The following is a 13,244-nucleotide window of genomic DNA, read 5'->3' as shown; positions in this document are numbered from 1 at the left end:
CGTGGAATTTGCACTAGACGAACAGCAGCGCGACTTCGCGGCCAGCATCGACGCTGCCCTCGCGGCCGCCGACCTGCCCGCGGCAGTTCGGGCGTGGTCCGCCGGTGACGTCGCGCCCGGCCACAAGGTGTGGGAGCAGTTGGCCAACCTTGGCGTCACCGCGCTGACCGTGTCGGAGAAGTTCGACGGCCTGGGCGCCCACCCGATCGACCTGGTGGTCGCGCTCGAGCGCCTGGGCCGCTGGTGTGTGCCAGGACCGGTGGCGGAGTCGATTGCGGTGGCACCCGTATTGCTCGCCGACGATGACCGCAGCGCCGGTTTGGCCTGCGGTGAGTTGATCGCCACCGTCGCACTGCCGCCGCACGCACCCCGAGCCGTCGATGCCGATACCGCGGGCCTGGTGCTGGTGGCTGGCGAAAGCGGTGTCTGCGAAGCGGCGGTGGCGGACTGCCACGAGTCCATCGACCCCAGCCGCCGCAGTTACGACGTGACGGCCACTGGTGCTGCGTGGCAGGCAGATGTCAAGCGCGCCTATGAGTTCGGGGCGCTTGCCACCGCGGCCCAGCTGATCGGTGCCGCCGAAGCCTTGTTGGACGCCACCGTCGACTATGCCAAGCAGCGCACCCAATTCGGCCGGGTGATCGGCTCCTACCAAGCGATCAAGCACAAGCTTGCCGATGTCCATATCGCGATCGAGCTGGCCCGTCCGCTGGTACACGGCGCGGCATTGTCGCTGCAACCCCGCGATGTCAGCGCCGCCAAGGTCGCCGCTGGCGACGCGGCCCTGCTGGCGGCTCGCAACGCGTTGCAGACCCACGGTGCTATCGGGTTTACCCAGGAACACGACCTGTCGCTGTGGCTGCTGCGAGTGCAGGCGTTGCGTTCGGCGTGGGGTACACCAGAAGTACACCGGCGGCGGGTGCTCGAGGCGCTATGATCCCCGCCGGCGACGATGGGCAGCGCAGCGATGAGAAGGAGCGGCGGCGATGACCGAAGAGCGCGAGATGCTGCGGGAAACCGTCGCCGCCTTGGTGAACAAACACGCAAGCCCCGCGGCGGTTCGCAGCGCAATGGAGTCCGAACGAGGCTACGACGAGACGTTATGGCGGCTGCTGTGTGAGCAGGTTGGCGCCGCGGCCCTGGTGATACCCGAGGAGCTCGGCGGCGCGGGCGGCGAACTGGCCGATGCCGCAATAGTTTTGCAGGAGCTGGGTCGGGCACTGGTACCTTCTCCCCTGCTCGGCACGACGCTCGCGGAGTTGGCCCTGCTGGCCGCTGCCGAACCCGATGCCAAGACGCTGGCCGGGCTGGCCGAGGGCAGCTCGATCGGGGCACTGGTGCTCGACCCCGACTACGTGCTCAACGGGGATACTGCGGATGTCGTCGTCGCCAGCACCGAGGGACAACTGAGCAGGTGGACCCGTTTCAGCGCCCATCGGATGGCCACCATGGATCCGACCCGCAGACTGGCCCAACTGCGCGCCGAGGAGACGGCTTTTCTGGGTGAAGACCCTGGCCTGGCAGATGCCGCGGGAATTCTGCTGGCGGCCGAACAAATCGGCGCCGCCGAACGCTGCTTGGAGCTAACCGTCGAGTACGCGAAGAGCCGGGTGCAGTTCGGCCGCCCGATCGGCAGCTTCCAGGCGCTCAAGCACCGGATGGCCGACCTGTACGTCGAGGTGGCCGCGGCTCGGGCCGTGGTCACCGAGGCCTGCACTGCGCCGACGCCCACCAGCGCCGCCACCGCGCGGCTAGCGGCCTGTGAAGCGCTGTGCGCGGTGGCCGCCGAGGGCATACAGTTGCACGGCGGCATCGCGATCACCTGGGAACACGACATGCATCTGTATTTCAAGCGAGCACACGGCAGCACCCACCTACTTGCTTCACCGCCAGAGCTGCTGCGCCGATTGGAATCGGAAGCACTAGGAGCCGGGCCATCAATACCATGAATGCCGTGAACACCCACATCGCCCGTAGAGCGGGCATCCCACCGTTTTATGTGATGGACGTCTGGCTGGCGGCCGCCGAACGCCAACGCACCCACGGCGATCTGGTGAACCTTTCGGCGGGCCAGCCCAGCGTCGGCGCACCAGAGCCGATACGTGCCGCCGCGGCCGCCGCCCTGCACCTCAACGAGCTCGGTTACACGGTTGCGCTGGGTATTCCGGAGTTGCGTGCGGCAATCGCCGCGGACTACCACCGCCAACATGGAATCTCGGTCGAACCGGAGGCGGTAGTGATAACCACCGGCTCCTCCGGTGGCTTCTTGCTCACCTTCCTGGCGTGTTTCGATGTGGGCGACCGGGTAGCGCTGGCCAGTCCTGGCTATCCGTGCTACCGGAACATCCTGTCGGCGCTGGGCTGCGAAGTCGTGGAAATCCCGTGCGGGCCCGAGACCCGGTTTCAACCCACCGCGGACATGCTCGCCCAGATCGTTCCGCCGGTGCAGGGCGTCATCGTCGCCAGTCCGGCCAATCCGACCGGAACGGTCATTCCGCCGGAGGAACTCGCCGCGATCGCGTCGTGGTGTGATGCCTCGGGCGCCCGACTGATCAGCGATGAGGTCTACCATGGCCTGGTCTATCAGGGCGCGCCGCCGACCAGCTGCGCCTGGCAGACGTCGCGAAACGCGGTGGTAGTAAACAGCTTTTCCAAGTACTACGCGATGACGGGCTGGCGGCTGGGCTGGCTGCTGGTACCAACCGAGCTGCGTCGCGCCGTGGATTGCCTGACCGGCAATTTCACCGTCTGCCCACCGGTGCTGTCCCAGGTTGGCGCGGTGTCGGCGTTCACCCCCGAGGCAACCAAGGAAGCCGACGACAATCTGCGCCACTACGCCAGCAACCGCTCGACGCTGCTCGACGGGCTGCGCCGCATCGGCATCGACCGGCTGGCCCCCACCGACGGCGCCTTCTACGTCTATGCCGATGTCTCCGACTTCACCGACGACTCGCTCAAGTTCTGCTCAAAGTTGCTGGCCGACACCGGCGTTGCCATCGCCCCTGGTATTGACTTCGACACCGCAGGCGGAAATTCGTTCGTCCGGCTGTCATTCGCGGGACCGAGCGAAGACATCCGAGAGGCCCTGCGCAGGATCGAGTCCTGGCTGCCGGAGCGCTAACCGGCCAGAGGCGTCACCGGTCTTCGGCTCCAAAACAAACTTTGTCGATGCGGGCCTCGAGCCGGCCGCGTTCTCCGACGTCGGCAACGTTGATGCCGAACCGGTCGCCCAGCGTGTCGACTACCGCGGCAGCGTCTTCCAACAGGATCTTCTCGGTCCCGCCGCGTCGGTGGATGGCCAAGTTGCGGCCCATCAAGTTCCACCGGGCATCGTCGGCGACGGTCGCGGCCATCAACCCGGTGACAAAGTGCGACGTTGGGTGCGTTGAGACGAACCAGCTGCCAACCCTGAGGTCGACTTGCGGCCGCGTCAGCGTGCTGAACTCATAGAGCGCCTGCCACTCGTCGCGGACCATCGCCTGCAGGACCAGCCCGTCGCCACGATCGTCGAGGCGATACGGTTCCAGAGCTGTTTGCTGAACGGTGCCGGTTTCGAGCCGCAACGGAGCGGTCGGCGTCATCCCACCGAAGCCGACATCGACCAGGTACGGCCCTTGGCAGCCCGGGAAGGTCACCGCCAATACGGTGTGTGTTTGCGCTGGAGTCGGCGCATCCGGCGGGGCCAGCCACACCACACGTCCGGCTAGCCGCCTTACCCGATATCCGAGTTCGGCTAACACATAACCGATCAGCCCATTGTGTTCGTAGCAGTAGCCACCGCGACGGCGGTCCACCAGCTTGTCGGCCACAGCTTCGGGACTTACGTCATCGACCGGCACTCCCATCAACGGGTCCAGGTTCTCGAACGCGATCGCGCCAGTGTGTGCGCTCACTAAATCCCGCAATACGTCCAGCGTCGGGTCGGTTGCACCGCGATAGTTGATGCGGTCGAGGTATCCGGTCAGATCCAGCGCCATAGCGCCATTGTGCTAGGCGCGCCAATCGCCGCGCGACTGCCCAGCGGCGAACTTCGACAGGAAATACCCAAGGGGGTATTATCGGGAGCGCCCTACCCAACCAGGGTGAAGCGTCCGCGACATCGCCGCAGCAGTCGCGAGAAGGAGGAACCGTGGCCGACGTCGAGCTATACCTCGACCCGATTTGTCCGTTTGCGTGGGTCACCTCGCGCTGGCTACTCGAAGCCGCGCAAAGCACGCACACCCCCGTCACCTTGCGCCAGATGAACCTGGCCGTTCTCAACGAAGGCAAGGACCTCGACGCCAAGCAGCAACAGATGATGCAGCGATCACGGCAACTGGGACGGCTGTTCGCCGCGGTGACGACCATGTATGGAGCGGACGCGTTCGCCCGGCTCTATGACTCGATCGGCACCCGCATCCATCTTCGCCGCGAAGAGATCACCCAAGGCGGCATCCGCGAAGCCCTCGCCGAGACCGGCCTGGACGAGTCGCTGTCCGAGACCCTCGACGACAGCGGGCTCGACGACGAGGCCAGGCATGCACACCAGGCCAGCCAGGATGCCCTCGGCGGCACCGCGGGCAGCCCGATCATCGCGGTCGACGGACAAGGCTTTTTTGGACCGGTACTCACCCGGATGCCCAGCGGTGCGGATGGCGTGCGGTTACTCGAAGCGGTGCTCACCGCCGCAAAAACCCCCGAATTCGCGGTCTTGCAGCGGCCCTACCAGGGGCCGCCGGTTCTCGATGGGACGGCCCGCTGATGTGTAGCCCAGTCAAATGCCGAACCCGCGGAAAGGTGACCTGGTCGGGCTGCGGGGCGCACGTGGATCAGGTTCGCGCGATGGTGCCGGAATCCCAGTGGTGCCCCGGCCACCCCAAGGACACCTCGAAACGATTTTGGCCGCCGCGGCGCCCCTGACGACGGGATTTCCCGGTATTTGAGGTAGCGGGCAGGCGGCGTCTCGCGCCGCCCGGTGAACAAAATACTATCTACGTACGTAGATAGTATTTTGTTGGCCATCGTCACCGAACCCTCGAACTCGACGGGAAGGGAATCACCATGCCCCGCCGCCTGATCGCCTCGCTCGCCGGCATCGCCGCCGCATTGACCATCGCAGCATGCGGTTCGTCCGGAACGGCCTCACCAGCGGGCGCCCCCGCGTCGTCATCGAACGCGGTGGCCAACCGGGCCGCGCATGTCCCGGCCCAAATGCAGTTCACCACCAAAACCATTGATGGGAAGCCCTTCTCGGGAGAGAGCCTGGCGGGAAAGGCCACGGTGTTGTGGTTCTGGACACCGTGGTGCCCCAAGTGCCAACAGGAAGCACCGATCGTGGCTAAAGCCGCGGCCGCCAACCCGGAGGCGACATTCGTCGGGGTGGCCGCCCGCGAGGAAGCCTCCGCGATGCAGGCCTTCGTCGACAAATACCAGTTGGGCGACGTGATCCAACTCGCCGACAGCGACGGCCAGGTGTGGTCCAACTTCGGTGTCACACAGCAACCGGCATGGGCGTTCATCTCCGCCAACGGCGAGGTCGAGGTGGTCAAGGGTGGACTGAGCGAAGCCCCGTTGACCGAACGGGTCAACGGGCTCACCGGGAAATGATCAATACCGCGGCCCTGAGCTTTGCCTTGGGCGCCGGGCTGGTGGCCGCCCTCAATCCGTGCGGCTTTGCCTTTCTCCCCGGTTATCTGGGCTTGGTGATCGCCGGCAGCCAAGGCACCTCCCGACCACGAGCGGTGCTGCGCGCCGGAGCGGCCACCGCGGGAATGTCGCTCGGCTTCCTCACGGTGTTCGGTGTTTTCGGACTGCTGATTTCACCGGTCATAGCGTCGGCCCAGAGATACCTGCCGTTCGCGACGGTGGTCATCGGGGTGCTGCTTGTCGGTCTTGCCATCTGGCTACTGGCCGGCAAGGAACTCAGCATCATCTTGCCCAAGAGCATGGGGGGGTACGCCGACAACTCGGCTCGGTTCCATGTACGGCTACGGCGTGGGCTACGCCGTCGCCTCGCTATCTTGCACCGTTGCGCCGTTTCCCGCGGTGATCAGCACCACCTTCAAACAGGGCTCCGTACTGTCGGGGGTGCTGGCCTTCGTCGCCTATGCCGTCGGAATGACCCTCACGGTGGGCGTAGCGGCGCTCACCGTTGCGCTGGCCGGTTCATCTGCCACCGCAGCGTTTCGGCGCATCTTGCCTTTCGTGGGCCGGATCGCGGGCGTGATCGTCCTCATCACCGGCCTTTACGTCGCCTACTACGGCTACTACGAAATCCGGCTGTATTTCACCAGCGCCGAAACCGACGACCCGGTGATCCAGGCCGCAAGCACGCTGCAGGACAGCTTGATTCGGCTGGTAGACGGGCTCAGCCCGTGGCTGCTACTGGGCGTCGCGGCAGCACTTGTCGCCGTCGCCGTGGGCTGGCACACCCTGGCGCGACGGCGCGCCAGCAATCCCGCCGCGCAATCGCTGCCCGACCCAACGTCATAGCCGACAAGCCAGTCCAAGGAACATCGGCGAAACCACCGCGAGACCGATGGTCGCCCAGAGCATCAACCGCTCCTGCCACCAACTGCGGCGCGACACCGAGATGGCCAGCCGTTCGGCACGAGCCACCGTGGCGGTATTGGCCGCGCCCAATGCGGCCGGCGCCATGGCTGGCCCCTCGGTCAGCGCCAACAGGCCGCGCAGTAACGCCATCTTGCCGTGGCTGCGCACCGCGACGTCGTCGGCGCACATCTCGAGAAGGTCGGCCACCACCTTTGCTGCCGCGGCGAACAGTGGTAGCCGCGGCAGGCTCGACGCCAGCGCCCGCAGCGCCATGAGCAAGTCGTGGTGGCGGCTGGCCAGGTGCGCGTATTCGTGTGCCAGCACGGCCGCCAGCTGCGGCTCATCGAGGCGGCCGAGCGCGCCGCTGGTGACCACGATGACCGAGTTCGGACGGCCGGTCACGCAGTAGGCCGCGGGCTGTGGCGCCGGGACCACAACCACGCCGGGCCAGTCGCTGGCTCCTCCGATCGTTCGGGCGGTCGCCGCGTGCAGCCGACTGGCGGATCGCTGGCGCCGCAACTGCCGGCCCATGCGCCAACACACGATGACGGTGGCCACCGCTCCGGTCGACAGCACACCCACCGCAAGCGCCGAGGCGATCCCGCGCGGCAGGCCCAGTTCGCCGGCAAGGCCCAGCTCTTTGAGGCACAGGGCCAGGGTCCGGTGGTGCCATATGCTGTCCAATACCGCCGCGCCGAGGAACACCAGAGCGCCCACCCATGCGGCAATAGCGGCGAACACCGCGCTCAGCCATGACGCCACCGCCAGCCGCGGGTGCACCCCGGTGCCGGTAACCCGTCGCAGCAGCACCGGCCCTACCCAGATCAGGGCGGATGCGTACGCAAATAAGAGCAAAGCCGCGTTCATGACTCTTCCTGGTCGTCGATGATCCGGCGCAGCGCGTCGCGGACCCGCACAGCATCGTGTTCATCCATCTGTTTCAGAAAAAACGCCAAGACCAGGTCCGAATCGCCGCCGACGTCGAAGGCATCGTGCATCAGGCGGGCGGAATGCTCTTCGCGAGTCATGGTCGGCCAGTAACTGAACGCCTTGCCCACCCGTTCGCGCTGCAACCAGCCCTTGCGGTGCAGATTGTCCATGGTGGACATCACCGTGGTGTAGGCAATCTGGCGGTCGTGAGCCAGGTCATCGAAGACGCCGCGTACCGTCACGGCCCCGCCGTGGTCCCATACGCGGTCCATGACGACCGTCTCGAGTTCGCCGAAGCGCCGAACCTGCACGGCTCTACTCTCTCGCACGTTCGCGCCGATCGCTATTCCGGTGCCGAACAACCGCGATATGCAGCCGATTCGCGCTTGTTTGATTTCTGTCAAATACGGGGAACCCGGTACAGACGACCACAGCACCACCGACTAGCACCGGAGCCCTCATGAACAGCAGCATGATTTGGATCGTTGTCGGGGTAGTAGCAGCGATAGTCGTGCTCGGCGGCCTGATCGTCGTGGCCAGCAGGACGCGGCGCCACCGCCGGCAACAGCAGGCCGAAGAGATTCGCGAGCAGGCCCGACTTCAGGCCGCCCAACTGGAACGACGTCGGGCACTCGCCGACGAAACCGCAGCCAAGGCGCGCGCCGCCCAAGCCGAGGCCGAGGTGAAGGCCGCCGAAGCCGCGCGGTTGCAGGAACGCGCGGCCCAACACCAAAGCGAGGCCGAAGCGACCCGGACGCAACTAGACGAGCAGTGGCAACGCGCCGAGGACCTGGCCCCAGAAGCCGGGGCGCAATCATCGCAGACCGCTTCGCAAAGCGACGCCGTGGACACCGGTAGCAGCCGGTAACCGAAGGCGGGCGTAGCGCCACGGCGAAATTTTCCCCTTGATTTTCGCCGTGGCGTTGCGTTCGCGGGAAGAGGGAGGCAGCCCGCTAGAGCCAGGTGTCCTGGGTCGTTGCGGTCAAAAACGCTTCCAGGTCGTCACGCCACTGAGCGGGCGTGGTCTTGTCCGGTTCGATGCCCGTGTAGTCGCCCCGGTAGAACAGCAGCGGCCGAGGCTTGATCTTGGGCACTTCCGATAGCGAATGAACCGCGCCGAAGACCACGAAGTGATCTCCGCCGTCATGCACCGAGGCCACCGTGCAATCGATGTAGGCCAGCGACCCATCAATGATCGGCGAACCGAGTTCAGAAGGGTGCCAATCGATACCGGCGAACTTGTCGGACTCCTTGGACCCGAACCGCGCCGACACGGACTTTTGTTTCTCGGTGAGCACGTTCACGCAGAACCGGCCGCTGGCCTCGATGGCTTTCCAGGAACGCGACACCTTGGTCGGACAGAACAACACCAGCGGCGGGTCCAGCGACAGCGCCGCAAAAGACTGACACGCAAACCCACTCGGCACGTCGTCATGCACCGTGGTGATGATGGTGATCCCGGTGCAGAACTGTCCGAGCACGTGGCGAAATGTGCGCGGGTCGACCGGGTCAGCCGCCATTGTCGTCCGAGCTAGCCGCGAGCGCCGACCGTGAAGTCATGGCCCCACAGACTGACCGCTGTACTTTCCCGGGCGATCCAATCGTGGTCATCGACCTGTCTTCCCTCACAACCGAATTCAACATCGAACCCGCCGGGCGTCTTCATGTAGAACGACAGCATCAGGTCGTTGACATGCCGGCCCAGGGTGGCCGACATGGGTACTTTGCGACGCAACGCGCGGTCCAGGCACAGACCCACGTCGTCGGAATTCTGCACCTCGACCATCAAATGCACGATGCCGCTGGGCGTCGGTAGCGGCAGGAAAGCCAGCGAATGGTGGCGGGGATTGCAGCCGAAGAAGCGCAACCAGGCCGGCGCTCCGTCAGCGGGACGGCCAACCACCTGCGGCGGCATCCGCATCGAGTCACGCAGCTTGAAGCCCAACACATCCCGATAGAAGTGCAGCGCCTCGGCGTCGTCGCGGGTGGTCAGCACGACGTGCCCCAGCCCCTGCTCACCGGTGACAAACTTGTGCCCATACGGGCTCACCACCCGCCGGTGCTCCAGCGCGGCGCCGTGGAACACCGCCAGCGGGTTTCCCGATGGGTCGGACAACAAGATCATCTCGTCGACGCGGCGGTCCGCCAGTTCGGCGGCGGTAGCTTCCTTGTAGGGCGTGCCTTCCACGTCGAGCCGATTCCGGATTTCTTGCAGCCCTTGGGCATCCGCACATTCCCAGCCGGCCTCGGCTAGCCGGTCCTGGGTGCCGGGCACGATCACCAGCCGGGCCGGAAAGTCATCCATGCGCAGATACAGCGCACCCTCGGTACTGCCTTTTCCCTCGACCATGCCGAGCACCTTGAGCCCGTACTCGCGCCAGGCAGCCATATCGGTGGCTTCGATGCGCAGATAGCCCAGCGAACGGATGCTCATCTCGCACCTCCTAAGAAATCAATGGTCAACCGGTTGAACTCGTCAAACTTCTCCACCTGCGCCCAATGTCCGCACTGCCCGAAGACGTGCAGCTGGGCGCGCGGGATCGTTTTCAGCGCCACCAGCGCTCCGTCGAGCGGATTCACCCGATCCTCACGACCCCAGATCAGCAGTACCGGCTGACGCAGCTTGTAAACTTCGCGCCACATCATGCCGAGCTCGAAATCCGCTGCGGCAAAAGACTTTCCCATTGCCCGCGTGGCGGCCAGCGACTCAGGTGTGCGGGCCAGTTCAAAACGCTGGTCCACCAGCTCGGGGGTGATCAGCTTCTGGTCGTAGACCATGACCCGCAGGAACGCCTCGAGGTTCTCCCGAGTGGGTGCGACCGAGAACTTCCCCAGCCGTTTCACCCCTTCGGTCGGGTCAGGCGCAAACAGGTTGATGCTCAACCCGCCCGGTCCCATCAACACCAAACGTCCGGCCCGGTCCGGGTAGTCGAGCGCAAAGCGCACCGCGGTGCCGCCGCCCAGCGAATTGCCCACCAACGGAACGCGTCCCAGCCCCAATTGGTCGAACAATTCCTTGAGCGCCCTAGCCGCATAATGATTGAACTGGCCGTGCTCGGCCCGCTTGTCGGAGTGACCGTATCCGGGCTGGTCGACGGCCAGCACGTGGAACTGCTGGGCCAGCACCTCGATATTGCGGGCGAAGTTCGACCAGCTCGACGCCCCGGGTCCGCCGCCGTGCAACAGCACCACGGTCTGATCGTTGCCGACGCCCGCTTCGTGATAGTGCAGCTTCAGCGGTCCGTCGACGTCGACCTCGGCATAGCGCGAGGTGGATTCGAATGTGTGCTCTGCAGTCTTGGACTGGGTCACTGTCATCAGACCATGGTGTCGCCGGCCGGCAACCCGAATTCGTTGTTCCCGAATATCACGTAAGCACGCTCGGGGTCGTTGGCCGCATGCACCCGGCCGGCGTGCGCGTCGCGCCAGAACCGCTGAATAGGAGCGTCATTGGCCAGGGCGGTAGCACCGGAGGCCTCAAACAACCGGTCAATCGAGGCGATCGACCGGCCGGTGGCGCGCACCTGATCACGACGCGCCCGCGTCCGCAGGTCGAAGGGAATCTCTTTGCCGGCGGACAACAACGCGTACTCGTCACCGACGTTGCCCATCAGCTGTCGCCAGGCGGCGTCGATGTCGCTGGCCGCTTCGGCGATGCGGACCTTTGCGAACGGGTCATCCTTGGCCTTCTCGCCGGCGAATGCGGCACGCACGCGCTTGCCCTGGTGCTCGACGTGCGCGTCGTAGGCGCCGTAGGCCATCCCGACGATGGGGGCCGTGATCGTGGTGGGGTGCATTGTGCCCCATGGCATTTTGTAGACGGGTGCGGTGTTGGTCTGCAGCCCGCCCGCGGTGTAGTCGTTCATCGCCTTGTAAGACAGGAACCGGTGCCGTGGCACGAAAACATCTTTGACCACCACGGTGTTGCTGCCGGTGCCTCGCAGACCGACCACATGCCAGACATCGTCGATGCGGTACTCGGTACGGGGAATCAGGAAGCTACCGAAGTCGACCGGGCGGCCGTCCTTGATCACCGGACCACCCGCGAAACACCAGGTCGCGTGATCACAGCCGGATGACCAGTTCCATGAGCCGTTGACCAGGTAGCCGCCGTCGACCACGACGCCCGCGCCCATCGGCGCATAGGACGAGGAGATCCGCGTCTTGGGGTCACTGCCCCAGACCTCTTCCTGGGCAAGCTGATCAAACAGTGCCAGATGCCAGTTGTGCACGCCGATGATCGAGCTCACCCAGCCGGTGGAACCGCACGCGCTCGCCAGCCGCCGCGTCGCCTCGTAGAACAGCGTGGGATCGCACTGCAGGCCGCCCCACTGCTCGGGTTGCAGCAGGGTGAAGAAGCCGACATCTTCGAGTGCCTGGACGGTCTCGTCCGGCAGCCTGCGCAGATCCTCAGTCGCTTGAGCCCGCTCCCGAAGCTGCGGGAGCAGATCATCGATGGCAGCCAGCACCGACTGCGCATCGCGCTGTTGAATCGTCGTCACTTACCTTTGCCTCCTGCGAGTGCGGACTGGGCACCGCGGCCGATGCGGACCCACGGAACAGCCGGGCATGGAACCTAGAGCAAGACTAGAACACGTTCCGATTTGTGTCGAGCAGGGTATTCCTGCACCTGGTAGCGATGTGAATCGAGTTTTCTATAACATGTTCTAGTCGAGACCAAGGAGAGGGCGGCTATTGACCGACGCAATTCCTGACGAGCCACTTGGCAGCCATGTCCTGGAACTGCAGATCGCCGAGGTCGTCGCCGAAACCGACGACGCCCGGTCGCTGGTGTTCGCCGTTCCGGACGGTTCCGATGACCCTCGGATCCCACCGGAGCGCCTACGCTACGCGCCCGGCCAGTTTCTGACGCTTCGGGTTCCCAGCGAGCGCACCGGTTCGGTGGCGCGTTGCTACTCGCTGTGCAGCTCGCCGTTTACCGATGACGCGCCGACCGTGACGGTCAAGCGCACCGCCGACGGTTATGCGTCCAACTGGCTGTGCGACAACGCCCATCAGGGGATGCGCATCCATGTGCTGGCGCCGTCGGGCAACTTCGTACCCAAGACGCTCGATGACGACTTTCTGCTGCTGGCGGCGGGAAGCGGGATCACCCCGATCATGTCGATCTGCAAGTCGGCGCTGGCCGAGGGCAGCGGGCAGGTGACGCTGCTCTACGCCAACCGCGACGAACGCTCGGTGATATTCGCCGACGCACTGCGCGAGCTGTCCGCCAAGTATCCGGACCGGCTCACGGTGGTGCATTGGCTCGAGTCGCTGCAGGGACTGCCCAGCGCGACCGCACTGGCACAGCTGGCCGCGCCCTTCACCGGCCGAACCGCCTTCATCTGCGGCCCCGGCCCGTTCATGGAGGCCGCGCGCGTCGCCCTGCAGACCCTGGATGTGCCTGCCGGGCAAGTGCATATCGAGGTGTTCAAGTCGCTGGAGTCGGATCCGTTCGCGGCGGTGACGGTCGAGGACTCCGCGGCCGAACCACCGGCCACGGCGGTGGTGGAACTGGACGGACAAACCCACACCGTGTCCTGGCCGCGCAGCGCCAAGCTGCTCGACGTGCTGCTGGCCGCCGGTTTGGACGCACCGTTCTCGTGCCGGGAAGGGCACTGCGGCGCCTGCGCGGCCACCCTGCGCAGCGGCAAGGTGAACATGGAAGTCAACGACGTGCTCGAGCAGCAGGATCTCGACGATGGACTGATTTTGGCCTGTCAATCTCACCCGGAATCTGATTCGGTGGAAGTGACCTACGACGAATAGTCGCGGCGTTA

14 protein-coding genes and 1 pseudogene are annotated in these 13,244 nt (G+C 65.4%); 8 read left to right on the top strand and 7 right to left on the bottom strand.

Annotated elements, in window-relative coordinates; genetic code table 11:
• Nucleotide 1: 1 nt before the first annotated feature.
• From SHTP_RS01960 to SHTP_RS01950, 3 genes are read left to right on the top strand one after another with little or no spacing between them, the layout of a single operon-like run.
• A complete protein-coding gene (locus SHTP_RS01960; RefSeq protein ID WP_096369617.1) occupies nucleotides 2-937 on the top strand; it encodes an acyl-CoA dehydrogenase family protein in 936 nt (311 codons plus the stop codon).
• Nucleotides 938-986: 49 nt separating this feature from the next.
• Nucleotides 987-1,949, top strand: a complete 963-nt coding sequence (gene ipdE2, locus SHTP_RS01955; RefSeq protein ID WP_096369616.1) for an acyl-CoA dehydrogenase IpdE2 — start codon at nucleotides 987-989, stop codon at nucleotides 1,947-1,949.
• A complete protein-coding gene (locus tag SHTP_RS01950) occupies nucleotides 1,946-3,121 on the top strand; it encodes a pyridoxal phosphate-dependent aminotransferase (RefSeq protein ID WP_420866643.1) in 1,176 nt (391 codons plus the stop codon). Before ipdE2 ends, SHTP_RS01950 begins: the two co-directional genes overlap by 4 nt.
• A gap of 13 nt (nucleotides 3,122-3,134) precedes the next feature.
• Here SHTP_RS01950 and SHTP_RS01945 read toward each other — a convergent pair whose 3' ends face one another.
• Nucleotides 3,135-3,977, bottom strand: a complete 843-nt coding sequence (locus tag SHTP_RS01945; RefSeq protein WP_096369615.1) for an arylamine N-acetyltransferase family protein — start codon at nucleotides 3,975-3,977, stop codon at nucleotides 3,135-3,137.
• Nucleotides 3,978-4,129: 152 nt separating this feature from the next.
• Between SHTP_RS01945 and SHTP_RS01940 the strand changes: the two genes are divergently transcribed.
• The 3 genes and pseudogenes from SHTP_RS01940 to SHTP_RS01930 all read left to right on the top strand — a co-directional run bounded on the left by SHTP_RS01940 (nucleotide 4,130) and on the right by SHTP_RS01930 (nucleotide 6,471).
• Nucleotides 4,130-4,741, top strand: a complete 612-nt coding sequence (locus tag SHTP_RS01940; protein WP_096369614.1) for a mycothiol-dependent nitroreductase Rv2466c family protein — start codon at nucleotides 4,130-4,132, stop codon at nucleotides 4,739-4,741.
• A gap of 299 nt (nucleotides 4,742-5,040) precedes the next feature.
• Nucleotides 5,041-5,586, top strand: coding sequence for a redoxin family protein (locus SHTP_RS01935; protein ID WP_096369613.1), 546 nt, complete (start codon nucleotides 5,041-5,043; stop codon nucleotides 5,584-5,586).
• A pseudogene (locus tag SHTP_RS01930) lies at nucleotides 5,583-6,471 on the top strand (cytochrome c biogenesis CcdA family protein). Before SHTP_RS01935 ends, SHTP_RS01930 begins: the two are co-directional and overlap by 4 nt.
• Here the strand turns inward: SHTP_RS01930 and SHTP_RS01925 are convergent.
• Entirely contained in the window at nucleotides 6,466-7,398 is a 933-nt protein-coding gene (locus SHTP_RS01925; protein ID WP_096369612.1) for a M56 family metallopeptidase, read from the bottom strand. The pseudogene SHTP_RS01930 and the gene SHTP_RS01925 sit on opposite strands and share 6 nt — an antisense overlap.
• Nucleotides 7,395-7,772 (bottom strand): BlaI/MecI/CopY family transcriptional regulator, encoded by a 378-nt coding sequence (locus SHTP_RS01920; protein WP_096372269.1) that lies wholly within the window; start codon nucleotides 7,770-7,772, stop codon nucleotides 7,395-7,397. Before SHTP_RS01920 ends, SHTP_RS01925 begins: the two co-directional genes overlap by 4 nt.
• Before the next feature lie 149 nt (nucleotides 7,773-7,921).
• On the opposite strand from SHTP_RS01920, the gene SHTP_RS01915 reads away from it, so the two are divergent.
• A complete protein-coding gene (locus SHTP_RS01915; RefSeq protein WP_011741781.1) occupies nucleotides 7,922-8,329 on the top strand; it encodes a hypothetical protein in 408 nt (135 codons plus the stop codon).
• Nucleotides 8,330-8,414: 85 nt separating this feature from the next.
• Here the strand turns inward: SHTP_RS01915 and hsaB are convergent, their stop codons facing one another.
• Genes hsaB through hsaA form a run of 4 tightly spaced genes read right to left on the bottom strand, consistent with a single transcriptional unit; the run spans nucleotide 8,415 to nucleotide 11,963 of the window.
• Complete coding sequence (gene hsaB, locus SHTP_RS01910; RefSeq protein ID WP_096369611.1) at nucleotides 8,415-8,981, bottom strand: 3-hydroxy-9,10-secoandrosta-1,3,5(10)-triene-9,17-dione monooxygenase reductase subunit; 567 nt, start codon at nucleotides 8,979-8,981, stop codon at nucleotides 8,415-8,417.
• 11 nt (nucleotides 8,982-8,992) lie between these two features.
• Nucleotides 8,993-9,895 (bottom strand): iron-dependent extradiol dioxygenase HsaC, encoded by a 903-nt coding sequence (gene hsaC / locus SHTP_RS01905; protein WP_096369610.1) that lies wholly within the window; start codon nucleotides 9,893-9,895, stop codon nucleotides 8,993-8,995.
• Complete coding sequence (gene hsaD / locus SHTP_RS01900; RefSeq protein ID WP_012396587.1) at nucleotides 9,892-10,779, bottom strand: 4,5:9,10-diseco-3-hydroxy-5,9,17-trioxoandrosta-1(10),2-diene-4-oate hydrolase; 888 nt, start codon at nucleotides 10,777-10,779, stop codon at nucleotides 9,892-9,894. The genes hsaC and hsaD overlap by 4 nt, the downstream gene beginning before the upstream one ends.
• Nucleotides 10,779-11,963: a 3-hydroxy-9,10-secoandrosta-1,3,5(10)-triene-9,17-dione monooxygenase oxygenase subunit gene (gene hsaA, locus SHTP_RS01895; RefSeq protein ID WP_096369609.1), complete on the bottom strand. Its 1,185-nt coding sequence runs from the start codon at nucleotides 11,961-11,963 to the stop codon at nucleotides 10,779-10,781. Before hsaA ends, hsaD begins: the two co-directional genes overlap by 1 nt.
• 193 nt (nucleotides 11,964-12,156) lie before the next feature.
• Between hsaA and SHTP_RS01890 the strand changes: the two genes are divergently transcribed.
• Nucleotides 12,157-13,233 carry a ferredoxin--NADP reductase gene (locus SHTP_RS01890; RefSeq protein ID WP_096369608.1) on the top strand — a complete coding sequence of 359 codons (1,077 nt, stop codon included), beginning with the start codon at nucleotides 12,157-12,159 and terminating at the stop codon, nucleotides 13,231-13,233.
• Nucleotides 13,234-13,244 lie beyond the last annotated feature (11 nt).

It is taken from the genome of Mycobacterium ulcerans subsp. shinshuense, assembly GCF_002355775.1.
Lineage (GTDB): Bacteria > Actinomycetota > Actinomycetes > Mycobacteriales > Mycobacteriaceae > Mycobacterium > Mycobacterium marinum.
The sequence above is the reverse complement of the archived record's forward strand: the minus strand, read 5'-3'. Positions and strand labels throughout refer to the sequence as shown.